The organism is Micromonospora solifontis (genome assembly GCF_003725545.1).
In the GTDB taxonomy this organism is placed as follows: domain Bacteria; phylum Actinomycetota; class Actinomycetes; order Mycobacteriales; family Micromonosporaceae; genus Micromonospora; species Micromonospora solifontis.
Genome location: NZ_RJLN01000017.1, coordinates 49,603 through 71,946 on the forward strand (window position 1 = coordinate 49,603; position 22,344 = coordinate 71,946).

Consider the following 22,344-nt stretch of genomic DNA (forward strand, 5'->3'; position numbering starts at 1 on the left):
CCCGCGCACGCGGAAGGGTGGCCGATGTCCCAGGATCTCCCCATCCCCAGGCAGGATCGGCCCGACGGCACCACGATCGTGGAGTGGGGCGACGCCGATCCGGCCCCGCCCGGCCGGCCCGGCCGCTCCGTGGCCGGCCTCGCCCGGGACCATCGCCTGCCGCCGGTGCTCGTCGGGCTCGGCGCGGTGGCCACGACCGCCTCCCTGGTCGGCGAGTGGCTGGTGATGACGGTGCCGAACGGCGGTCCGGACGGCAACACCCCCATCCGGGTGCCCGTCGGGGTCGCGGACGTCGGCGGCTTCGGGGTCGGCTACCTGGTGGGCCTGCTCGGCCTGGCCGTCGCGGTGGCGCTGGCGCTGCGCGGCACCGCCGCCGCCCGGCAGAACGCCCGGGTGGCCGGCCTCGGTCTCGCCGCGGCGGTGCTGGCGCTGCTGACCGCCGCCGCTTTCTCGCTGGACGACTCCGGCCGGCGCACCCTCTTCTACTCGTCGGAGGACGGGTTCCGGGTCGACTACGGGCGCGGCCTGGTGAGTGCCTTCGCGGCCGTGGCGTTGCTCGCCGGCGCCTGCTACCTGTCCGGCCGGGCGGTCCAGCCGGCGGCGGAACCGGACGGCGAGCCCGGCACGGCGGAGAGCGGACGTCCGGCGCCCAGCCGGCGGCGGTCCCGGGAGGACGAGCTGCCGCCCGCGCCGGCCGACCTGACGGTGACCCCCACGGTGCCGTTCGCCCGGCCCGATCAGCCGCGCTGACCTGCTCGCTCCGACACCGGGCGGTCGCCACGGATTGGTGTCCGATTCGCCGAAAAGCCATGGTTGCGGCCGGTTCTGCGAGATACGGTTGCTGCCCGCCGTTCGTGGGCCCAGGCACCGAGGACCAGGGCGGCCGGCGCAACGGCGGCGGGCGAAGGAGGAACCATGACCCGCCCGGGACTGCCCAAGCTGATCGCCACCGACCTGGACGGCACGCTCGTCCGCAGCGACGACACCGTCTCCGCGTACACCCATGAGGTGCTCGACCGGGTACGGTCCGCCGGTATTCCGGTGGTCGGCGCGACCGGACGGGGCCCGCGCCTGACCGAGCTGACCCGCAACGACATCCGCGCCGCCGACTTCCTGGTGATGGCCGGCGGCGGCCGGGTGGTCGACCAGAGCGACCCGGAGGGGCCGCTGGTGCTGCGGGACGAACGGCTCTCCGGCCAGGTGCTGGCCCGGCTGCTCGCCGACCTGGAGGCCGCGGTCGGCCCGCTGACCGTGATGGTGGAGGCGTCGGACGAGCACGACGCGCCGCTTTGGGGCGACTACCACGCGAGCTGGCCGTACCAGGACCGGTTCGAGGCCCGCAGCCGCGAGGAGTGCCTCTCCTGCGACGTGCTCAAGGCGTTCGCCCGGACCGCCGACCACCACGTCGACGAGCTGCTGGCGGTGGCCCGCACGATCGTCCCGCCGGAGCTGGCCACGCTCACTCAGGCCGGCCTCGGCTTCATCGAGATCTGCCCGCCCGGGGTGGACAAGTCCACCGGCCTCGCGGTGGTCGCGGAGCGGCTCGGGGTCGACCCGGCGGAGGTGCTGGTCTTCGGCGACCAGCCCAACGACCTGCCGATGTTCGGCTGGGCGGGCTGGGCGCGGGTGGCGGTGGCCAATGCCCACCCGGCGGTCCGGGCGGCCGCCGACGAGATCACCCTGCGCAACGACGACGACGGCGTCGCGGTCTACCTGGACCGGCTACTCTCCCGGTGATGGGAGATCCACCTCGCCTGATCGCCACGGACATCGACGGCACGCTCCTGCGGGACGACCGGACGGTGAGCCCGCGTACCACCGCCGTGCTGGCCCGGATCGCCGCGGCGGGCACGCCGGTCGTGCTGGTCACCGGCCGTCCGATCCGCTGGCTCCCGCTCGTGTACGAGCAGCTCGCCGCGCCGCTCCCGGCGATCTGCGCGAACGGCGCGGTGGTGTACGACCCGGTCGCCGACGAGGTGCTGCGGGCCGATCCGCTCGCGCCCGACCTGCTGGCCGAGGTGGCCCGCCGGCTGCGCGCCGAGGTGCCCGGGGTGAGCTTCGCGGTGGAGATCGTGGACAGCCGGCAGATGCGGCACGAGTCGCACTACCCGCTGCGCTGGGACGCCGACCTCGACGCGATCCGGGCGGTCGAGTCCCCGGAGGAGCTGCTCGCCGCGCCCGCGGTGAAGCTGCTGGCCCGGGCGGGCGAGCAGGACCCGGACGCGTTCGTCCGGGTGGTCGCCGCCGCGCTGGAGGGGCTGGCCGAGGCCACCCACTCCTCGTACAGCGGGCTGGTGGAGATCTCCGCCGCCGGGGTGACCAAGGCGGCGGGCCTGGCCTGGTACGCCGCCCGGCTCGGCATCGACGAGCGGGACGTGCTGGCCTTCGGGGACATGCCGAACGACGTGCCGATGCTGACCTGGGCCGGCCGGGCGGTGGCGGTCGCCAACGCGCACCCGGCGGTGCGGGAGATCGCCGACGAGGTGACCGGGGCGAACCAGGAGGACGGCGTGGCCGCGTACCTGGAGCAGGTCTTCGGGGTGGCCTGACGGCCGGGACGCGGGGATGCGCCCCGGCCGCCGGATCAGAGGTACTGGCCGGGGGCGTGGCCCTCGTTGGTCGGCGGCATGCCCGGCATGCCCGGCACCATCCCGCCCGGGCCGCTGGGCAGCGCCGCCCGGCCGGAGCGCATCTGCTCGAGCTGCACGCGGGCGGCCATCTGCTGGGCGACCAGCGCGGCCTGGATGCCGTGGAACAGCCCCTCCAGCCAGCCGACCAACTGGGCGTGGGCGATCCGCAGCTCGCTCTCGCTGGGGGCCTTCTCCTCGGTGAAGGGCAGGGAGATCCGCTCCAGCTCCTCCCGCAGCTCGGGGGCGAGGCCCTCCTTCAGCTCCACGATCGACCGCTCGTGAATCTCCCGCATCCGGTGCCGGCTGGCGTCGTCGAGCGGGGCCGCCTTGACCTCCTCCAGCAGCTGCTTGATCATGCTGCCGATCCGCATCACCTTGGCCGGCTGCTCCACCAGGCGGGTCGGGTCCTCGCCCTGCCCCTCGTCGGTCTGCATCGTGCCGACCGGCCGCCCGTCCGGCCCGACCACCACCACCGTGCCGGGGATGCCGTCGTTGTCCTGCTCGTCGTTCTGTCCCGCGGAACGCGCTTCGGTCATGGCACCCATCTTTACCCAGCCCCCGCCACCCGCACGCGGCGGGACCGACGCGACGGGGTCGAACCACCCGGCCGGGCCACCCGCCCCGGCCCGGCGGGGCCGGCGCGCTACCGTCGCCGGCATGCCCGCTGACCCGCGCGCCGTACTCACCCAGCCGTCCCCGCCGCCGGACGCCACGGTCGCCTACGGCGACCACCCGGACCAGCTTGCCGATCTGCGCCGACCGGCCGGCGACGGTCCGCCCCGGCCGCTGGTCGTCGTGGTGCACGGCGGCTTTTGGAGGGCCGAGTACGACCGCGGCCACACCGGCCCGATGGCCGCCGCGCTGGCCGCGCTGGGCCATCCGGTCGCCCAGCTGGAGTACCGGCGTACCGGGCAGCCCGACGGCGGCTGGCCGAACACCCTCACCGACGTGCTCGCCGGGGTGGCCGCCCTGCCCGCGCTGGCCGCCGCCGCGCTGCCCGGCCGGGTGGCGCCCGGACCGCCGATCCTGGTCGGCCACTCGGCCGGCGGTCACCTGGCCCTGTACGCGGCCGCGCACGACCCGGCCGCGGTCGCTGGCGTGCTCGCCCTGGCTCCGGTCGCCGACCTGGCCGAGGCGTACCGGCTGGACCTGGACGGGGGCGCGGTGGCCGCGCTGCTCGGCGGCGGACCAACGGAGTTCCCTGACCGGTACGCGGCGGCCGATCCATCGGCATTGGTGCCGATCCGAGTACGTACGGTAGTCATGCATGGCCGATTGGATCAGCAGGTCCCCATCGGGATCAGCCGCTCGTGGGTGGCTGCCGCCCGGTCGACAGGCAGCCCGACCTCCCTGCTTGAGCTGCCAGAATGCGAGCATTTCGGGCTGATAGCACCGGACTCGGCGGCCTGGCCCCGGGTCGTGGCTGCGTTGCGGTCCCTACACGATGATCTTCCGCCCATTGACGCAGCGTCGCGGAGCAGGTAGAACGCCGAAGGGGCGTGCGCCCTGGCAGCCCTTACGGGAAGGAATCGGTGTCGCAGATGAACCGCAGGCGGGCACTTCAACTGCTGGCCGCACTGGGTACCAGCGGACTGGCGGCGGGCTGCGGCTCCGACACCGACTCCGAGGACACGGCCAGCGCCGAGAGCCCGGTGAAGATCGGCCTGATCGTCCCGAGCGTCGGGCCGAACAAGGCCATCGGTGACGAGATCACCAACGGCTTCCAGCTCTTCCTGAGCCTCAACAACCAGCAGCTCGGTGGCCACCCGGTGACGGTGGTCCAGGCCGAGGAGGGCGACAGCCCCAAGACCGGCCAGGCCGCGGTGGACCGGCTGGTCAAGGAGGACGTCCTCGCGCTCACCGGCGTGGTCAGCCCCACCGTGATGTCCGGCATCCGGGACACCGTCGAGCAGGCCCGGGTGCCGCTGATCGGGTCCAACGCCTCACCGGCCAGCCTGCAGAGCGTCGTCTACATCTGGCGCACCTCGTACGTGCTCGACGAGCCCGGCGAGGCGCTCGGCGGGTACCTGCGGCAGATGGGCGTCTCCGGCCGCATCGCGATCTTCGCCCCGCAGGGTGTGGGCAGCCGGGACGTCATCGACGGCTTCCGGCGCGGCTACGAGCAGGAGGGCCGCCGGCTCACCGAGGACCCGGTGCTGACCACCGACAACGCCAACCCGGGCAAGGCGGCGTTCAGCGGGGCGATCACCAAGGCGCTGGGCAAGCGGCCCGACGCGGTCTTCTGCAACTACACCGGCACCGCCGCGGTGCAGTTCATCAAGCAGCTCTACGACCAGGGCTACGAGGGCAAGGTCTACGCCCCCGGCTTCCTCACCGAGGGCACCGTGCTGTCCCAGCTCGACGACGGGGAGAACGGGGAGCAGCGCACGCGCATCCTCAAGCAGGGGATCGAGACCGCCCTGAACTACTCCCCCGACCTGAACAACAACGCCAACCGGGTGTTCGCCTCGGCGTACCGGAAGACCTACGGCGCCTCCCCGACCACCTACGCGATGGCCTCGTACGACGCCGCCCAGGTGCTCGACAAGGCCATCCGGCTGGTCGGGGCGTCCCCGACCCCGCAGGCGGTCAACCTGGCGCTCGGCAAGATCGGCCAGATCGACAGCCCGCGCGGCGCCTGGCAGTTCAACCAGCCGCGCACCCCGCAGCAGAAGTGGTACCTGCGCCGGGTCATGCTCGACGGCCGGCTGCTGTCCAACGTCGTCGTCAACGAGCTGGCCACGCTGGGCTGAGCCCTTTCCGTACGCCGAACGGGCGGCCTCCCCACCGGGAGGCCGCCCGTTCCGTGTCCGGGTGCGGGGACGGTCAGTGCCGCAGCTCGGCGATGCAGCACTTCACGCTGCCGCCGCCCTTCTTCAACTCGGCCAGCTCCACCGGGACCGGGGTGTAACCCGCCGCCTTGAGCTTGCCGGCCAGCCGGGTCGCCTCGCTGTTCAGCACCACGTTCAGGCCGTCGCTGACCAGGTTCAGGCCGAACGCCAGCGCGTCCTCGTCGTCGGCGAGCACCGCGTCCGGGAACAGCTGGGCGAGGACCTTCTGGCTGGCCGCGGAGAAGGCGCCCGGGTAGTAGACGATGTTCTCGTCGTCGATCGAGGCGAGGGCCACGTCCAGGTGGTAGAAGCGCGGATCGACCAGGCGCAGCGAGACCACCGGCCGGCTGAGCGCCTCCTGCGCCTCGGCGTGCCCGGCCAGCTCGGTCCGGAAGCCGTGACCGGCGAGGATCAGCCCGCCGTGCGCGTCCGGCAGGTACGCGAAGTCACCCTCGCCCTCGTTGGTCTCGCTCGGGGCGATGAACCGCCAGCCGTGCTCCTCGTAGAAGGCCCGGTGCGCGGCGGCCTCGGCGGCCCGCTGCTCGTGCTTGAACTGGGCGCCGTAGACCGTTCCGTCCACCACGAAGGCGCCGTTGGCGGCGAAGACCATGTCCGGCAGCCCGCGCTCGGGGGTCAGCAGGTGCACCTCGTGACCGAGGCCGAGGAGCGTCTCCCGCAGGCGGTCCCACTGCTTGACCGCCAGCTCCGCGTCGACCGGCGCGGTCACGTCCATCCACGGGTTGATCGCGTACTCGACCGCGAAGTGCTCGGGCGAGCACATGAGATATGTCCGCTTTCGCGGGACTCGCTGCTGGTTCACGGTCACCAAGAGTAGGTACGGTACAACTTTGGTAACAGCCACAACCATTGCTTCCCAGAGGCGGAACGTTGCAGATCGACGCGGTTGACCAGCGAATCATTGCGTTACTTGTGGCGGATGCCCGCGCCTCGTACGCGGACATCGGCACCCGGGTGTCACTCTCCGCCCCCGCGGTCAAGCGGCGGGTCGACCGACTCCGATCCGCTGGGGTCATCCGGGGCTTCACCGCGGTGGTCGACCCGGCCGCCGTCGGCTGGACCACCGAGGCGTTCGTCGAGCTGTTCTGCGCCGGCCGGACCACCCCGGCGCAGATCGGGGCGGCCGCGCGCCGGCACCCCGAGGTGGTCGGCGCGTACACCGTCTCCGGCGAGGCGGACGCGCTGGTGCACCTGCGGGCCGCCGACATCGCCCACCTAGAGGAGGCGCTGGAGCGGCTCCGGGCCGAGTCGTTCGTCACCTCGTCCCGGAGCACCATCGTGCTGTCCCGGCTCGTCGAATCCCCGGGGGTCGGGCCCTCCGGCGGGTGACCGGGCAGGGTCCGCACCGGTGGTCGGCCGCCGGACGGAGCGGCCCGCCGGGAACCGGCGCGCACCGGTCCGCGTCGTAACCGGACATGAGACCGGTAACCGCCATCGCCGGCGCCGGCGGCCTGCTCGCGCTGACCCTGCTCGCCGGGAGCGCCATCGCCACCGCCCCGACCGGATCCGCGCCGGCCGCTCCCGCGCCGCCGCGACCCGCCGCGCTCCGCCTCGTCGGGTACGACTCCTGCGCCGAGGCGCTGGCCGGGCTGCGGGCGGCCGCCACCGCCGCCGTCGGGCCGTGGGGCTTCGGAGCGGGTTGGCACCCCAACGCCCGGGGTGACGTCGCGCTGTTGGGGGAGGCGGTGCCGAAGACCGCGTCGGCGGCACCGGACCACTCCAGCACCAACAACCACGAGCCGGGCGCGGACGAGCCGGACCTGGTCAAGACCGACGGGCGGCGGATCGTCACCGTCAGCCGCGGGGTGCTGCGGGTGGTGGACCCGGCGACCCGACGGGAGACCGGCCGGATCGACCTCGCCGGGCGGGAGCGGGACCGGTGGTGGCCCGACAACCAGCTGCTGCTCCACGGCGACCGGGCGCTGGTGCTGGTCCGGTCGGCCGCACCGGTGCCCGGTCCCGCCATCGAGCGGAAGGCCGGGCCCACCGGGTCGCGCCTGCTCCTGGTCGACCTCGCCGGGCCGCCGGCGGTCGTCGGGACGTACCGGATCGAGGGCGGCCTGCTGGACGCCCGGCTGACCGGGTCGACCGCGCGGGTGGTCGTCCGCTCCGCGCCGCAACTCTCCTTCCCGTACGCCGAGCGGAGCACCGACGCCGCGCGGACCGCGACCAACCGGGCGGTGATCACCCGGGCGGGCCTGGACGCCTGGCTGCCCCGGTACGAGTGGACGGCCGGCGGCGAGCGCCACACCGGCCGGATGGGCTGCGACCGGCTGAGCCGGCCGGCGGGCTCGACCGGCACCTCCCTGCTGACCGTGCTCAGCTTCGACCTCGGCACCGGCCGGCTCGGCGACGGCGACCCGATCAGCGTCGCCTCCGACGCCGACCTGGTGTACGGCACGCCCGGCAGCCTCTACCTGGCCGGCATCGCCGGACCCGGGCCACGGCGGTGGGAGCGGCCGTGGCGACCCGAGGCCACCCGGACCGAGATCTACCAGTTCGACACGAGCGGGGCGGGCCGCCCCCGGTACGTCGCCGCCGGCAGCGTGCCCGGCGTACCCGTCAACCAGTACGCGCTCTCCGAGTGGCAGGGGCACCTGCGGGTGGCCACCACCCGGGAGGACGCCCGCCGCACCACCACCGAGTCGGCCGTCCACGTGCTGGCCCGGCAGGGCGACCGGCTGACGGAGTCCGGCGTGGTCACCGGCCTGGGCCGGGGCGAGCGGATCTACTCGGTGCGCTTCCTCGGCGGCACCGGTTACGTGGTGACCTTCCGGCAGACCGACCCGCTCTACGCCCTGGACCTGACCGATCCGGCGGCGCCCCGGGTCACCGGCGAACTGAAGATCACCGGGTATTCGGCGTACCTGCACCCGGTGCCGGGCGACCGGCTGCTCGGGGTCGGGCAGGAGGCCGACCGCCGGGGCCGGCGGCAGGGCCTCCAGGTCTCCCTCTTCGACGTGCACGACCCGGCCCACCCCACCCGCCTGGCCCGCTACCACGTACCCGGCGACAACTCGGCCGTCGAGTACGACCCGCACGCGTTCCTGTTCGAGCCGGCGACCGGGCTGGTGGCGCTGCCCCTGGGCACCGGTTCGATCCGGCTGCTCACCGTCACCGACCGGGCCATCACCGAGGTGGGCACCGTCACCCACGCGCCAACCGCCCCGAGCCTCCGGTCCCTGCTGGTGGGCGGTGAGCTCTGGACCGTGTCGGAGTCCGGGCTTCGGGTCAGCGACCCGACCACGGCACGCAGTCTCGACTGGGTGCCCCTGACCTGACACCACCCTCCCCCGGCGGGTGGGGCCGGACGGGTGGATCCGGTCCCACCCGCCGTCCCACCTCCGTCGGGAGTTGACCTCAACCGCGGTTCAGGTTGTTGGCCGGACCCCAGGCGTCGGGAGGAGGACAGGGTGCGCGCGGTCTGGTTGCGGGAGTTCGGGGGCCCGGAGGTGCTGGTGCCGGGGGCCGCCCCGGACCCGGTGCCCGGCCCCGGCCAGGTGCTGATCGACGTGGCGCACGCCAACCTCACCTTCGTGGAGACCATTTTCCGGGCGACCGGCTTCGGGCCGTTCGGCCGGGAGCTTCCGGTGATCCCCGGCAACGGGGTCGGCGGCACGATCGCCGCCGTCGGCCCCGGTGTCGACCCGGCGCTGGTCGGGCGGCGGGTGGTGAGTGCGACCGGCGGCTCGGGCGGATACGCCGAGCGGGTAGTGGTCGACCGGGACGTGCCGGTCGAGGTGCCCGACGGGCTGCCGCTGGACGAGGCGGTCGCACTGCTCGCCGACGGCCGTACCGCCCTCATGCTGGCCCGCGCGGCGGGCCTGCGCCCCGGCGACCGGGTCCTGGTCGAAGCGGCGGCCGGCGGCGTGGGTCACCTGCTGACCCAGCTCGCCACGACGGCCGGCGCCCGGGTGATCGCCGCCGCCGGCGGCCCCCGCAAGGTGGCCCTGCTGCGCGAACGTGGTCTCGTGGTGGTCGACTACCGGGAGCCCGACTGGCCCGACCGGGTACGGGTCGCTGCCGGCGGGGTGGACGTGGTCTTCGACGGGGTGGGCGGGCCGGTCGCCCGGACCGCGTTCGACCTGCTCCAGCGGGGCGGCCGGATGCTCAGCTTCGGGCTGGCCGGCGGCAGCTGGGCCGACGTGCCCGAGGAGACGGCAGCCGCCCGTGGGGTGACCCTGCTGCGCCCGGGCGCGTCGCCCGACGAATTGCGCGCCCTCACCCGGCAGGCGCTGGCCGAGGGCGCCGCGGGGCGGCTGCGCCCACTGATCGGCCAACGCTTCCCCCTGGAACGGGCCGCCGACGCCCACGCCGCGATGGAGTCCCGCGCCACCGTCGGCAAAACCCTCCTCGACCTATGACCGCCCCCGCGCGCCCCCGCGCCCGCGCCCACGCGCCGCCCGCGCCAAGATCCGCGCTGTGCCCACAGCGGGCGGGGCGGCGGGGAAGCAGTGCCCGCAGCGGGCGGGGGCGGCGGGGTCAGAGGTACATGCCGGTGCGGTGTTCGGACTGGGTGCGGGCGGGTTTGTCGCCTTCGCCGAAGAAGCGCTTGCCGCCGAACTCACCGTGCAGCCGGTCGTCCAACTCGTCGGCCAGACCGGTCATCACCTGCACCGCGAGCATCAGGTGGGTGGCCTGGAAGTTGCGGCCGAAGACCGGGATGGAGGCCCAGACCGTGTCGTCGGCGCAGTAGAGGCGGCCGATCGGCATCCGGTTCGTCAGCTCGGAGAGCTTCACGTAGAGGCGTTCGGTCGGCTCGACCTCGGTGAGCACCGGGGAGAAGACGTCGACCAGGGGCGGGTTGTCGCGTACCCGGACGAAGACCATCGCCGAGCCGGCACGGATGTTGATGTCGCCGTCGGAGTCCACCTGCAACTGGTCGGACTTCGACTTGAGCATCGTCGAGACGACGGTACGCACCCGCTCCTCCAGGGCGAGCACGTCGTTCTCGTCGGCCTGCGCGGTGGCTGCGGCGGCCAGCGCCTCGTCGAGGTCGGCCTCCACGTCGCGGTCCGGGCCGAACTCGCTGCGGGCGGTGCCGAGCGGCTCCACCGGCAGCGCCTCCCCCTCGGCGTCGTGCACCAGGTAGACCAGGAAGGCGGGATGCGGGGCACCGTAGACGTCCCGCAGCGTCCGGGAGAGCACCGCCGCCAGCCGGGCGACCTCGTCGACCGCGCAGTCCAGGCCGAACTGCTCGCCCGAGCCCTCGACCACCCCCGGCGGCGACCAGCCGAGCGCGATCATGTCCGCCACGGCGGCCCGGTCGAGCCGGTAGCCCTGGGGCAGGGTGGCGTTGCCGACCGCCCGCGCCGACAGCCGGCCCTCGTCGGCCACGTCCACACTGATCGAGTAGACGGCGTCCCCGGTCCCTGAGGCGGTCGGGTCGAGCGTCAACTCCAGGTGGGCGCCGCTCGGCAGGGCGCGCAGCCGGTCGGCCAACGCGCGGGCGAACTCCCGCCAGGCCTCCGTCACCTTGGCCCGGAGATCGGCCGTGGTGGGCTCGTCCAGCAGGATCGGCTCGTACTGCTCCGGCACGTCGCCGGCGCGCTCACCGACCGACGAGGGGTGGTCTGCCGTCATGATCGCCTCCGTCCGTCACGGGCCACCCTACCCACGGACGGTGGGGGTCGAATCACCTCGGGACCGACATCGGACACCGGGTCGGAACCCGGGCGGCGGGCCCTACTCCGTGGGTGCCGTGCCGTCCAGTTCGACCGGCCAGGAACCGGCCAGCTCGCTGAGCCGCGCGGCCGTCGCGGTGAGGTCCGCCCCCCGCCCCACGGCCACGCCCAGGAGGTACGCCGTGACCGGCGCACCCGGGCGCAGCACCTGATGGGCCACGTCCTTGGCCAGCTCGAGCACGGCCGGCACCGACACCTCGGCCGGATCCAGTCCCAGCTCGGCGCAGGCCGCCGTGACCCAGTCGTCCATCACCGTCATCGTGTCCACTCCTCGGCCCGGCGTACGTCCTCGTCAGTGTCGCAGTCGAACCAGGGCGGCGGCCCGGAGCCGGACCAGGACACCTCCCGGACGGCCAGGCCGGCCAGCAGCCGGCGTACCGGGGCCCCGTCGACGCTGCCGTCCCGTTCGGCGGCGAGCCGCTCGACCGCCGCCCGTAGCGCGGCTACCCGCCACACCCCGCAGAGCTGCTGGCGGCGCCCGTCGTCGTCGACGTAGCAGGCGCCGTCGGCCGTCGACCCGTCGAGCGCCCGCCGCAGGTCGACCACCGCCGCCGGCGTCAGCAGGGGCAGGTCGGCGGCGAGCAGAGCGACCGTCGGCGTACCGGGGTCGAGCAGGGCCAGACCGGCGGCGGTGGCGGCGACCGGGCCACCGCCGGGCGGTTCCTCCCGGGTCACCCGCACGCCGTCGGGGACCGGGCCGGCCGGGCCGACCACGAGCCGCGGCTCGGCGTCGGCGACGGCCGCGAGGACCCGGTGCAGCATCGGGCGGCCGCCGACCGGGCGTGCCGGCTTGTCCACCCCGCCCATCCGACGAGCCGTGCCCCCGGAGAGCACCACCGCCGCGTACGCCGTCACCGCGCCACGGTAACCCTCGACTCGACACCCCCCGCAGCCCACCTCGCTCCCACCCCCACCGGCACCGCGCCCCCACCGGCACCGCGCCCGCCCCGGCACCGCGCCCGCCCCGGCACCGCGCGGCGGCGCGCCGCCGGGACGCCGCCGCGCCGCTACGCCGCTACGCCGCAGGCGTGTTGCGGCAACTCGGTGTCTCCCGGCCATGGGACACCACGTCTCGCCGCGATCCGGGGCCGGGCTCCCAGGCCCGGCTCCCAGTCGCGGACCCGTGGCCGGGAACCGGGGCGGGAACCGGGCCGGAACCGAGGCCGGAACCGAGGCCGGAACCGAGGCCGGAACCGAGGCCGGAACCGAGGCCGGAACCGAGGCCGGAACCGAGGCCGGAACCGAGGCCGGAACCGAGGCCGGAACCGAGGCCAGGAGCCGGCGCGGGCGTCGCCGTGCGGGTGGTCGGCCTCGCGGGGCAGGATAGCGGGATGGGACGGGCGACTGACCGGCGCGGCGTGCTCCGGATCGACCTCGACGCGGCGGCCGACGGGCGCGGGCTGGTACGACGGCAGGACACCCTGGCGGTGGAGGAACCACTGGAGATCAGGGTCGGCCCGGCCGGCCCCGCCCGGCGGAAGCCGCTCGCGGTCACCATGCGGACCCCCGGCGACGACCTGGACCTGGCGATCGGTTTCCTGCTCACCGAAGGGCTGATCCGGTCCGCCGACGACGTGCACACCGCCCAGCTCTGTGCCGGGGCGGAGACACCGAACACCTACAACGTGGTGGACGTGGTGCTCGCCCCCGGTGTGCCGGAGCCGACCACCGATCCGGCCCGCAACTTCTACACGACCAGCTCGTGCGGGGTGTGCGGCAAGGCGAGCATCGAGTCGGTGCGGACCCGGTCGCGCTTCGCGGTACGCGACGACCCGCTGCGCGTACCTGCCACGGTCGTCGCCGACCTGCCGGACCGGCTGCGTGCCGCACAACGTGCCTTCGACCGGACCGGCGGCCTGCACGCGGCGGGGCTCTTCACCCCGCAGGGTGAGCTGGTGGTGCTGCGCGAGGACGTGGGCCGGCACAACGCGGTCGACAAGGTCGTCGGCTGGGCCGTCCGGGAACGCCGACTGCCGCTGGCCGGTCACCTGCTGCTGGTCTCCGGCCGGGCGAGTTTCGAGCTGACCCAGAAGGCGTGGATGGCCGGTGTCCCACTGCTCGCGGCGGTCTCCGCGCCCAGCACCCTCGCCGCCGAGCTGGCGGGGGAGGCCGGCATGACCCTGGTCGGCTTCCTGCGTGACCGGACCATGAACGTCTACGCCGGCGCTGATCGAATCGCCGAACCCGTCGGCCTGAGCCGGCTGCCGGACCCGCACCGGAGGCCGGCCACCTCGGCTGCGCCGCCCATTCCGGCGGCTGAGCCGACTGCCGGACGGGCACCGGAGGCCGGGGCTGTCAGATCCGCCGACGGTTGACACGGCGGCGCGGGCGAGCGCGGCGTACCACGTCGGGGCGGCCCACCTCCGGCCAGCCGTCCAGCTCGGACGGGGGCACGCCGCGGCGGAGCAGGTCGTCCAGGAGCAGGGCGAGTGAGTAGTCGGGCCGGGCGGCGAGCACCCGCTCCAGGGCGACCGCGGCCAGGGCACCGTAACCGGCCCGCCAGGCGGCGAAGGCGAGCAGGCTACCGGGGGCGGCGATCAGTTCCGGCTCGGCCCGCCGCAGCACGTCGGTCCAGAGGCTGATGTCGGCGTCCCGCCCGTCGGTCCGCTCCCAGGCGTGGTCGCGTACGGGGAGCTGGGTGAGGAGCACGGTCAGCCAGGCCACCTCGTCGTCGGTCAACCGCTGGCCGCGCCGGTGCCGACGGAACGCGGTGCGGATGGCCGCCACCCCGGCGGAGCGTACGGACCGGCCACCGACCAGGACGGTCTCGCCCGCCTCCTCGGTGAGGGCGGCCAGCCGTCCCCGGGCCCGCACGGTGGCCCGGCGCATGGCCACCCGGACCGGGCCGTCGAGCGCGGAGACCTGCGCGGTCAACGCCGCCCGGTCGGGCAGGGCGACCTGACCGGCGAAGACCGCCGCCGCGCTGACCTGGCTGGCGTCGGGGTCGTACGGGGTGCCGTCGGGCGGGCAGCACCCGGGCTCGGTGCAGAGGTAGGACCACCAGCGCCCGTCGGTGACCCGGAGCGCGTCGAGCACGAGCAGGCCGGCGCGGTCCAACGCCTCGCCGACCGCGTCGACCGCCGGGGTCACCCGGGCGGCGGCGCCGTATCCGATCACGGTGGCGGACTCGCTGCCCTGGCGGACGATCACCTCGGCCAGGTGCCGGGCGGCCGGGTGGGGGTCGGCGCCCGGCTCGGGCAGGTCACCGCGGGCGGCGAAGACGACCCGGCGGCCGCGCAGCGCCACCACGACCACGCTGTCGGCCGGGTGGAAGCCGAGCAGGTACGGCACGGCGGCGATCAGGTCGGCGGGCGAGCGGACGGCGAGCCGGAGCTGGTCGGTGGAAGTCATGCCGGAAGCCTGCGGTCACCCCGCCCCACCCCGACAGGCCCTGTGGACGACACGCTGGTTGTCCACAGATACGGAGAGTATCGGCGCAGGTGAACGCCGATCCGGCACCGGCCGAGGACGGCACACGGCCCGCGAACGTCGGTGCAACCGGCTACCTTGCGCTCATGGACCTGGCGTACCTGCGGGCACACCCGGAGCACCTGCCGACCTTCCTGACCCACCAGCGGATCCGGGAGACGCCGGTCTCCGGCGGGGACATCTGCGCCACGTCCCGGCTCACCCTCGACGACGGTCACTCCATCTTCGCCAAGACCTGGCCGGAGCGGGCCGGCCGGCCGGCGCCCGGGGGCTTCTTCGCCGCCGAGGCGGCCGGCCTGCGCTGGCTGCGCGAGGCGGGCGCGGTCGCCGTGCCAGAGGTGCTGGTGACGCTGCCCGAGCTGCTGGCGCTGGAGTGGGTCGAGCCGGGCGAGCCGAGCCCAGAGGCGGCCGAGCGGTTCGGGCGCGAACTGGCCGGGCTGCACCGGGCCGGGGCGCCGGCGTTCGGCGCCGAGTGGTTCGGCTTCATCGGCGCGCTGCCGCAGGACAACACGCCGGACCCGGGCCCGTGGCCGGAGTGGTTCGCGCAGCGGCGACTCCTGCCGTACCTGAAGATGTCGGTCGACAACGCTGCGCTCACCGCTGCCGAGGCAGCCCTGGTCGAGGAGCTGGTCGACCGGATCGGCGAGTTGGGCGGTGCCGAGCCGCCGGCCCGGATCCACGGCGACCTCTGGCCGGGCAACCTGCTCTGGGGCGCCGACGACCGGGTCCGGTTGATCGACCCGGCCGCGCACGGCGGCCACCGGGAGACCGACCTCGCCCAGCTCGCGCTGTTCGGCGGCCCGCCGCACCTGGACCGGATCATGGCCGCCTACCAGGAGGCGTGGCCGCTGGCCGACGGCTGGCGGGAGCGGGTGCCGCTGCACCAGCTCCATCTGCTGCTGGTGCACACCGCCCTGTTCGGCGCGGCGTACCGGGACGCGGTGGGAACCGCCGCCCGGGCCGCGCTGCGGGGCGCCGGACGCGCTACGGTCGACAGGTGACCGCCCCGACCACCGACGGGGTCCTCGTCGACCGGTACGGCCGTGTCGCCCGGGACCTGCGGGTCTCGCTGACCGACAAGTGCAACCTGCGCTGCACCTACTGCATGCCGGCGGAGGGCCTGCCCTGGCTGGCCGGGTCGCAGCTGCTCAGTGACGACGAGATCGTCCGGCTGGTCGGGATCGCGGTGCGGCAGCTGGGCATCACCGAGGTGCGCTTCACCGGCGGGGAGCCGCTGATCCGGCCCGGGCTGGTCGACATCGTGTCGGCGGTGGCCGCGCTGGAGCCCCGCCCCAGGATCTCGGTGACCACCAACGGCCTGGGGCTGGAACGGCTCGCGCCCGCGCTGCGCGCCGCCGGGCTGGACCGGGTGAACGTCTCGCTGGACACCCTGGACCGGGCCCGCTTCACCCAGTTGACCCGCCGGGACCGGCACGCCGACGTGCTCGCCGGGCTGGCCGGCGCGGTCGCGGCCGGGCTGACCCCGGTGAAGGTCAACACGGTGCTGATACGCGGGGTCAACGACGACGAGGCGCCGGCGCTGCTCCGGTTCGCCCTGGCCCACGGCTACGAGCTGCGCTTCATCGAGCAGATGCCGCTGGACGCGCAGCACGGCTGGGACCGGACGACGATGGTCACCGCCGACGAGATCCTGGCGGCCCTGGCCCGGGAGTTCACGCTGACCCCGGATCCGGCCGAGCGGGGCGCGGCGCCGGCCGAGACGTGGCTGGTGGACGGCGGGCCGGCCCGGGTCGGGGTGATCGGCAGCGTCACCCGGCCGTTCTGCGGCGACTGCGACCGCACCCGGCTCACCGCCGACGGGCAGGTCCGGGCCTGCCTCTTCGCGACCGAGGAGTCCGACCTGCGCGGCGCGCTGCGCGCCGGGGCGGACGACGCCGAGCTGGCCCGCCGCTGGCGGACGGCGATGTGGGGCAAGCGGGCCGGGCACGGCATCGACGACCCCACCTTCCTGCAACCCGCCCGCCCGATGTCGGCGATCGGAGGCTGACCGGTGCAGCTCACCATCCGCTACTTCGCCGGGGCGCGGGCCGCCGCCGGACGGTCGGAGGAGACCGTCCCGGCCGGCCGGTCGCTCGACGAGCTCGTCGACGAACTGGCCGCCCGGCACGGCGAACGGCTGGCCGTCGTGCTGAAGGCGGCGAGTTTCCTGGTCGACGGCCTGGCCTGTCACGACCGGCGGGCACCGCTGCCGGCCGGCGTGACGGTCGACGTGCTACCGCCGTTCGCCGGCGGCTGAGGGGAGCGCACGTGTTGGCGATGGCGACGTTCGTCGGCTTCGTCCTGCTGGTCACCGCCCTGATCCACCTCTACCTGTGGAAACGGCTGGTGCGGGACACCACCGTCCCGGGGCGTCGGAGGAGGGTCGGCGGGATCGCCGTACTGCTGCTGGCGGTGCTGATCCCGACCACCATGATCGTGACCAACGCCGGTGTGCGCTGGGTCGCCTGGCCGGGCTATCTGTGGCTGGCGCTGATGTTCTACCTGCTGGTCGTGCTGCTGGTGCTGGAAGTGCCGATGGCGGTGGCCAGGCTGGTGCTGCGCCGTCGCGCGGTGGTCGCCGAGCCGACCGCGGCGGCCCCAGAGCCCGCCCTGGTCGGCGCCGCCGACCCCCTGGCCGGTGGCGCCACCGCCGACGATCACGGCGGGCAGCCCGTCGACCCGCCGGCCGCCGCGGCGGTCGGTCAGCCGGACCACGACCCGTCCCGGCGCCTGCTGCTCGCCCGGGGCGCGGCGATCTTCGCCGGGCTCACCGCCGCCGGCATCACCGGGTACGGTGTCCGCACCGCGCTGGGTGCGCCGCAGCTGGACCGGGTCCAGATCCCGCTGGCGAAGCTTCCGCGCAGCATGGACGGCCTGCGGATCGCCACGGTGTCGGACATCCACCTCGGGCCGCTGACCGGCCGCGGGCACACCGAGCGGATCGTCACGATGATCAACCGACTGGACGCCGACCTGGTGGCGATCGTCGGCGACCTGGTTGACGGCTCGGTGGCCGAGTTGGGCGACGAGGCCGCACCCCTGCACGACCTGCACTCGCGGTACGGCAGCTTCTTCGTCACCGGCAACCACGAGTACTACTCGGGCGTTGAGGACTGGGTCCGCGAGGTGGACCGGCTGGGTGTCCGGGTGCTGCAGAACGAGCGCCAGGAGATCCACGCCCGGGGTGGGGTGCTGGACCTGGCGGGGGTGAACGACGTGACCGCACACGGCAGCGGGCTGGCCGCCCCGCCCGACTACGCCGCCGCCCTGGCCGACCGGGATCCGAGCCGCCCGGTGGTGTTGCTGGCCCACCAGCCGGTCGCCGCGCAGGAGGCGGCGAAGTTCGGCGTCGACCTTCAGCTCTCGGGGCACACCCACGGCGGCCAGATGGCGCCGTTCAACCTGCTGGTCCCGCTCCAGCAGCCGGTGGTGTCCGGGCTCGGCGAGGTGGACGGCACCAAGGTCTACGTGACCAATGGCGCCGGCTTCTGGGGGCCGCCGGTCCGGGTCGGCGCCCCGCCGCAGGTGACCCTGGTGGAGCTGCGCGCGCCATAGCGCGCCCGGGCCGCGCAGTCCAGCGGCGGATTGCTCAGGTCACGCGTACGCGTGGCGGCGCACGGCGAGGGGACCGGGCGTGACAGGATGCGGCGTGCCTCCGTTCAGCGCCGCACCCCCCGGTGGCCTCCCGCCATTCGTCGCGGATCTGCACATCCACTCGAAGTACTCGCGCGCGTGCAGCCGCGACCTGACCCTGCCCAACCTGGGCTGGTGGGCCCGGCGCAAGGGCATCGGAGTGCTCGGCACCGGTGACTTCACCCACCCCGCCTGGTACGACCACCTGCGGGAGACGCTGCACCCGGCCGAGCCCGGCCTGTTCCGGCTCAGCCCGGAGGCGGAACGGGACATCGCCCGCCGCCTGCCGCCCCGGCTGGCGAGCGCGGCCGAGACGGACCCGGTCCGGTTCATGCTCAGCGTGGAGATCTCCACCATCTACAAACGGGACGACCGGACCCGCAAGGTGCACCACCTGATCTACCTGCCGGACCTGGACGCCGTGGCCCGGTTCAACACCGCGCTCGGCCGGATCGGCAACCTCGGCTCGGACGGCCGGCCGATCCTCGGCCTGGACTCCCGGGACCTGCTGGAGATCACCCTCGAGGCGAGCCCGGACGGCTACCTGGTGCCGGCCCACATCTGGACGCCCTGGTTCTCGGCGCTCGGCTCGAAGTCCGGCTTCGACGCCATCGCGGACTGCTACGCCGACCTCGCCGACCACGTCTTCGCGGTGGAGACCGGGCTCTCCTCCGACCCGGAGATGAACTGGCGGGTCGGCAGCCTGGACCGCTATCGGCTGGTGTCCAACTCGGACGCGCACTCGCCGCCCGCCCTGGCCCGCGAGGCCACGGTCTTCACCTCCGGCCGCGACTACTTCGCCATCCGGGAGGCGCTGCGCACCGGGGACGGGCTGGCCGGCACCGTCGAGTTCTTCCCGGAGGAGGGCAAGTACCACGCCGACGGCCACCGCCTGTGCGGGGTGAACTGGTCCCCGGAACGGACCCGGGAGGCCGGTGGACGGTGCCCGGAATGCGGTAAGCCGCTGACGGTGGGCGTACTGAGCCGGGTGGAGGAGCTAGCCGACCGGCCCGAGGGGCACCGGCCGGCGCACGCCCGGCAGGTCACCCATCTGGTCCCGCTCGCCGAGATCCTCGGTGAGATCAACAAGGTCGGCGCCCGGTCCAAGAAGGTCGAGGGCAAGCTCAACGACCTGGTCGCCGCGCTCGGCCCGGAGCTGGAGATCCTCACCGGCACCCCGCTCGACGAGATCGCCCGGGTGGGCGGGGAACTGCTCGCCGAGGGGATCGGCCGGTTGCGCCGGGGCGAGGTGCGCCGGGTGCCCGGCTACGACGGCGAGTACGGCGTGATCACCCTGTTCGACCCGGCCGAGCTGGGGGCGACCTCGGGCGGCCCGGGTGCGCAGGACACGCTCTTCGACGTACCCGTGCCCGCGCAGCGGAAGCCCGCGGAGCCGGCGACGAAGCCACGGGCCCGGCGCCCGGCGGCGGCGAAGGCCGAGGCGAAGCGGAAGGCCGCCCCGCCACCCCCGCCACCGATCGCGCCGGCGCCGTCCCCGCACGAGCCGTTCGAGCCGATGCTCGCCGGCATGGAGGAGGTCGGCACCGGCCTGCTGGACCGGCTCGACGCGATGCAGCGGGTGGCCGCCTCCGCGCCGGGCGGCCCGCTGCTGATCGTGGCGGGTCCGGGCACCGGCAAGACCCGGACGCTGACCCACCGGATCGCGTACCTCTGCGCCGAGCTGAACGTCTTCCCGGAGCAGTGCCTGGCGATCACCTTCACCCGGCGGGCGGCCGAGGAGTTGCGGCACCGGCTGGACGGGCTGCTCGGCCCGGTGGCCGAGGACGTCACGGTCGGCACCTTCCACTCGCTGGGGCTCACCATCCTGCGGGAGAACGCCGAGGCCGCCGGCCTGCCGGTGGACTTCCGCATCGCCGACGACGCCGACCGGGCGGCGGCCCGGGCCGAGGCCGGCGACGACCCGGAGGCGTACACCGGGCTGCTGCGCAAGCGCGACCTGGTCGACCTGGACGAGCTGCTCACCCTGCCGGTGGCGCTGCTGAGGGCCGACCGGAAGCTGGTCCGCGAGTACCGCGAGCGCTGGAAGTGGATCTTCGTCGACGAGTATCAGGACGTCGACGCGGTCCAGTACGAGCTGCTGCGGCTGCTCTCCCCGGCCGACGGCAACCTCTGCGCGATCGGCGACCCCGACCAGGCGATCTACTCGTTCCGGGGCGCGGAAGTCGGCTACTTCCTGCGCTTCTCCCAGGACTTCACCGACGCCCGCCTGGTCCGGCTGAACCGCAACTACCGCTCGTCGGCGCCGATCCTGGCCGCCGCGGTGCAGGCCATCGCGCCGTCGTCGCTGGTGCGGGGCCGCCGGCTCGATCCGGCCCGGCTCGACCCGGAGGCGCCGCTGGTCGGCCGCTACGCCGCGGCCTCCGTCGCGGACGAGGCGGATTTCCTGGTACGCACCATCGACGACCTGGTCGGCGGCCTCTCCCACCGGTCGCTGGACTCGGGCCGGATCGACGGCCGGTCGACCTCGCTGTCCTTCTCCGACATCGCGGTGCTCTACCGCACCGACTCGCAGGCCGCCCCGATCGTGGACGCCCTGGCTCGGGCGAACATCCCGGTGCAGAAGCGCTCGCACGACCGGCTCCGGGACCGGCCCGGGGTCACGGCGATCGCCCGCGAGCTGCGGCACGCCGGGCTGGACGGCTCGCTGGCCGCCCGGGTCCGGCTGGCCGGCCAGGTGCTGGCGGAGCGTTTCGCCGTGCCGACCCTCGACGGTTCCGGCTCGGTACGCCCCGAGGACGTCCGGGTGGCGGTGGACCTGCTCACCCCGCTGGCCCGCCGCTGCGGCGACGACCTGGAGCTGTTCCTGTCGCAGTTGGCCACCGGCGCGGAGGTGGACGCCCTCGACCCGCGCGCCGAGGCGGTCACCCTGCTCACCCTGCACGCCGCGAAGGGTCTGGAGTTCCCGGTGGTGTTCCTGGTCGGGGCCGAGGACGGGTTGCTGCCGCTGCGCTGGCCCGGGTCGGAGCCGGACGAGGACGCGGTGGCCGAGGAGCGCCGCCTCTTCTTCGTCGGGCTGACCCGCGCCCAGGACCGGCTGTACGTCAGTCACGCCGGCCGGCGCACCCGGCACGGCACCGAGCGGGAGTGCCGGCCGTCGCCGTTCCTCGACGTGATCGACCCGGGCCTGTTCGAACGGTTCGGCGAACCCGAGGTCCGTCGACCCAGGGACCGGCAGCTCCGGCTGATCTGATCGGCCCCGGCCCGCCGGCCCGCCCCGCGCGCCACCCCGGCGGCGATCACACCCGGCGGCGGATCAGTGCGGCGGCGGGCTCGGGCAGCCGCGCAACCAGATGAGTGCGACATGTCTGAGCGACGTAGACACGTCTCTCCGACATGTCGCTCTCCGCCCTTGCCTGCACCGGGGGACAATCCGGCGAGGGCCGCCCACCGCGAGCGCCGCTCACCGCGAGCCCCACCACCGCGAGCGGCCCGGGAGCAGGGCCCGAGCGGCCGGATCGGTGCCACGCTCAGCTGAGCAGCACCGCCAACCAGGCACCGGCCAGGAGCGCCGGGCCGAACGGCAGGGCGGTGTCCCGGCGGACCCGGCGCGCGACGAGCAGGGCGAGCACCACCACGCCGTTGAGCAGGTGCGGCAGGAGCAGCCCGAGGCCCAGGGCCGGCCAGCCCAGCCAGCCGAGCGGCAGGCCGAGCACGGCGGCGAGCTTCACGTCGCCGAAGCCGAGCCGGGCGCCGGGCAGCAGGGCCAGCAGGACGTACCCGGCGAAGGAGACGGCCGCCCCGGCCACGGCGGTGAGCAGGCGGGCCGGGGTGCCGGCGGCGAGCGCGGCGACGACCAGGCCGGCCCCGCCGAAGGCCGCGGCGAGCGCCACCAGCGGGTCGGGCAGCCGCAGGCAGGCCAGGTCCACTCCGGCGAGCACCAGCCCGACCGCCGCGACCAGCAGGAATGCCGGCAGCGCCGGGTCGGCTCCGAGCGCCACGGCCAGTCCCCCGAACACCACCGCGCCGGCCAGGATCGCCCCCGGCCGCCCGGCACCGGCGGAGTGCGCGGGTCCGGCGAAGCGGCGGGCGAGGGGTACGGCAGCCCAGCCGGCCAGCGCGCCGACGAGCGCGACACCCGTCACCAGCCCGCCGGACACG

The 22,344-nt window shown here is 74.8% G+C and carries 20 protein-coding genes and 1 pseudogene; 14 read left to right on the forward strand and 7 right to left on the reverse strand.

The window, feature by feature from the left end; translation table 11 throughout:
- Nucleotides 1–24: 24 nt before the first annotated feature.
- From EFE23_RS08605 to EFE23_RS08615, 3 genes are all read left to right on the forward strand, one after another.
- On the forward strand, nt 25–750 hold the full coding sequence (locus EFE23_RS08605) for a hypothetical protein (RefSeq protein WP_123240378.1): 726 nt from the start codon (nt 25–27) through the stop codon (nt 748–750).
- A gap of 165 nt (nt 751–915) precedes the next feature.
- The gene (locus EFE23_RS08610) at nt 916–1,737 is read left to right on the forward strand and encodes an HAD family hydrolase (protein WP_123240379.1); all 822 of its coding nucleotides are present in this window, start codon (nt 916–918) and stop codon (nt 1,735–1,737) included.
- Complete coding sequence (locus tag EFE23_RS08615; protein WP_123240380.1) at nt 1,737–2,549, forward strand: HAD family hydrolase; 813 nt, start codon at nt 1,737–1,739, stop codon at nt 2,547–2,549. The genes EFE23_RS08610 and EFE23_RS08615 overlap by 1 nt, the downstream gene beginning before the upstream one ends.
- Nucleotides 2,550–2,584: 35 nt before the next feature.
- Here EFE23_RS08615 and EFE23_RS08620 read toward each other — a convergent pair whose 3' ends face one another.
- Nucleotides 2,585–3,175: a bacterial proteasome activator family protein gene (locus EFE23_RS08620; protein ID WP_123240381.1), complete on the reverse strand. Its 591-nt coding sequence runs from the start codon at nt 3,173–3,175 to the stop codon at nt 2,585–2,587.
- Nucleotides 3,176–3,287: 112 nt separating this feature from the next.
- Between EFE23_RS08620 and EFE23_RS08625 the strand changes: the two genes are divergently transcribed.
- Nucleotides 3,288–4,115 (forward strand): alpha/beta hydrolase family protein, encoded by an 828-nt coding sequence (locus EFE23_RS08625; protein ID WP_123240382.1) that lies wholly within the window; start codon nt 3,288–3,290, stop codon nt 4,113–4,115.
- 47 nt (nt 4,116–4,162) lie between these two features.
- Nucleotides 4,163–5,383 (forward strand): ABC transporter substrate-binding protein, encoded by a 1,221-nt coding sequence (locus tag EFE23_RS08630; protein WP_123240383.1) that lies wholly within the window; start codon nt 4,163–4,165, stop codon nt 5,381–5,383.
- Between the two features lie 73 nt (nt 5,384–5,456).
- Here EFE23_RS08630 and ddaH read toward each other — a convergent pair whose 3' ends face one another.
- Entirely contained in the window at nt 5,457–6,290 is an 834-nt protein-coding gene (gene ddaH, locus EFE23_RS08635) for a dimethylargininase (protein ID WP_369410323.1), read from the reverse strand.
- A 59-nt stretch (nt 6,291–6,349) separates the two neighbouring features.
- On the opposite strand from ddaH, the gene EFE23_RS08640 reads away from it, so the two are divergent.
- The 3 genes from EFE23_RS08640 to EFE23_RS08650 all read left to right on the forward strand — a co-directional run bounded on the left by EFE23_RS08640 (nt 6,350) and on the right by EFE23_RS08650 (nt 9,843).
- Entirely contained in the window at nt 6,350–6,808 is a 459-nt protein-coding gene (locus tag EFE23_RS08640) for an Lrp/AsnC family transcriptional regulator (RefSeq protein ID WP_109800426.1), read from the forward strand.
- Nucleotides 6,809–6,894: 86 nt separating this feature from the next.
- Nucleotides 6,895–8,760: a beta-propeller domain-containing protein gene (locus EFE23_RS08645; RefSeq protein WP_123240385.1), complete on the forward strand. Its 1,866-nt coding sequence runs from the start codon at nt 6,895–6,897 to the stop codon at nt 8,758–8,760.
- Nucleotides 8,761–8,892: 132 nt separating this feature from the next.
- Nucleotides 8,893–9,843 (forward strand): zinc-binding dehydrogenase, encoded by a 951-nt coding sequence (locus EFE23_RS08650; protein ID WP_123240386.1) that lies wholly within the window; start codon nt 8,893–8,895, stop codon nt 9,841–9,843.
- A 118-nt stretch (nt 9,844–9,961) separates the two neighbouring features.
- Here EFE23_RS08650 and EFE23_RS08655 read toward each other — a convergent pair whose 3' ends face one another.
- The 3 genes from EFE23_RS08655 to mobA all read right to left on the reverse strand — a co-directional run bounded on the left by EFE23_RS08655 (nt 9,962) and on the right by mobA (nt 12,018).
- A complete protein-coding gene (locus EFE23_RS08655) occupies nt 9,962–11,062 on the reverse strand; it encodes a T3SS (YopN, CesT) and YbjN peptide-binding chaperone 1 (protein ID WP_123240387.1) in 1,101 nt (366 codons plus the stop codon).
- A 102-nt stretch (nt 11,063–11,164) separates the two neighbouring features.
- Entirely contained in the window at nt 11,165–11,422 is a 258-nt protein-coding gene (locus EFE23_RS08660) for a DUF6457 domain-containing protein (RefSeq protein WP_123240388.1), read from the reverse strand.
- Entirely contained in the window at nt 11,419–12,018 is a 600-nt protein-coding gene (gene mobA, locus EFE23_RS08665) for a molybdenum cofactor guanylyltransferase (protein ID WP_123240389.1), read from the reverse strand. The genes EFE23_RS08660 and mobA overlap by 4 nt, the downstream gene beginning before the upstream one ends.
- A gap of 476 nt (nt 12,019–12,494) precedes the next feature.
- On the opposite strand from mobA, the pseudogene fdhD reads away from it, so the two are divergent.
- Nucleotides 12,495–13,343: pseudogene (gene fdhD, locus EFE23_RS08675) on the forward strand (formate dehydrogenase accessory sulfurtransferase FdhD); the annotation flags it as partial.
- A 115-nt stretch (nt 13,344–13,458) separates the two neighbouring features.
- On the opposite strand, the gene EFE23_RS08680 reads toward fdhD, so the two are convergent.
- Nucleotides 13,459–14,514 (reverse strand): DUF4192 domain-containing protein, encoded by a 1,056-nt coding sequence (locus EFE23_RS08680; protein ID WP_123240391.1) that lies wholly within the window; start codon nt 14,512–14,514, stop codon nt 13,459–13,461.
- A gap of 164 nt (nt 14,515–14,678) precedes the next feature.
- Here EFE23_RS08680 and EFE23_RS08685 point away from each other — a divergent pair, with 164 nt between their 5' ends.
- The 5 genes from EFE23_RS08685 (at nt 14,679) to EFE23_RS08705 (ending at nt 21,436) form a co-directional block, all read left to right on the forward strand.
- Nucleotides 14,679–15,593, forward strand: coding sequence for a fructosamine kinase family protein (locus EFE23_RS08685; RefSeq protein ID WP_123240409.1), 915 nt, complete (start codon nt 14,679–14,681; stop codon nt 15,591–15,593).
- Complete coding sequence (gene moaA, locus EFE23_RS08690; RefSeq protein WP_123240392.1) at nt 15,590–16,600, forward strand: GTP 3',8-cyclase MoaA; 1,011 nt, start codon at nt 15,590–15,592, stop codon at nt 16,598–16,600. Before EFE23_RS08685 ends, moaA begins: the two co-directional genes overlap by 4 nt.
- A gap of 3 nt (nt 16,601–16,603) precedes the next feature.
- Nucleotides 16,604–16,849, forward strand: coding sequence for a MoaD/ThiS family protein (locus tag EFE23_RS08695; protein ID WP_123240393.1), 246 nt, complete (start codon nt 16,604–16,606; stop codon nt 16,847–16,849).
- 20 nt (nt 16,850–16,869) lie between these two features.
- Complete coding sequence (locus EFE23_RS08700; protein WP_204335594.1) at nt 16,870–18,147, forward strand: metallophosphoesterase; 1,278 nt, start codon at nt 16,870–16,872, stop codon at nt 18,145–18,147.
- Nucleotides 18,148–18,241: 94 nt separating this feature from the next.
- On the forward strand, nt 18,242–21,436 hold the full coding sequence (locus EFE23_RS08705; RefSeq protein ID WP_123240395.1) for a UvrD-helicase domain-containing protein: 3,195 nt from the start codon (nt 18,242–18,244) through the stop codon (nt 21,434–21,436).
- A 277-nt stretch (nt 21,437–21,713) separates the two neighbouring features.
- On the opposite strand, the gene EFE23_RS08710 is transcribed toward EFE23_RS08705, so the two are convergent.
- Complete coding sequence (locus tag EFE23_RS08710; RefSeq protein WP_123240396.1) at nt 21,714–22,343, reverse strand: prepilin peptidase; 630 nt, start codon at nt 22,341–22,343, stop codon at nt 21,714–21,716.
- Nucleotide 22,344 lies beyond the last annotated feature (1 nt).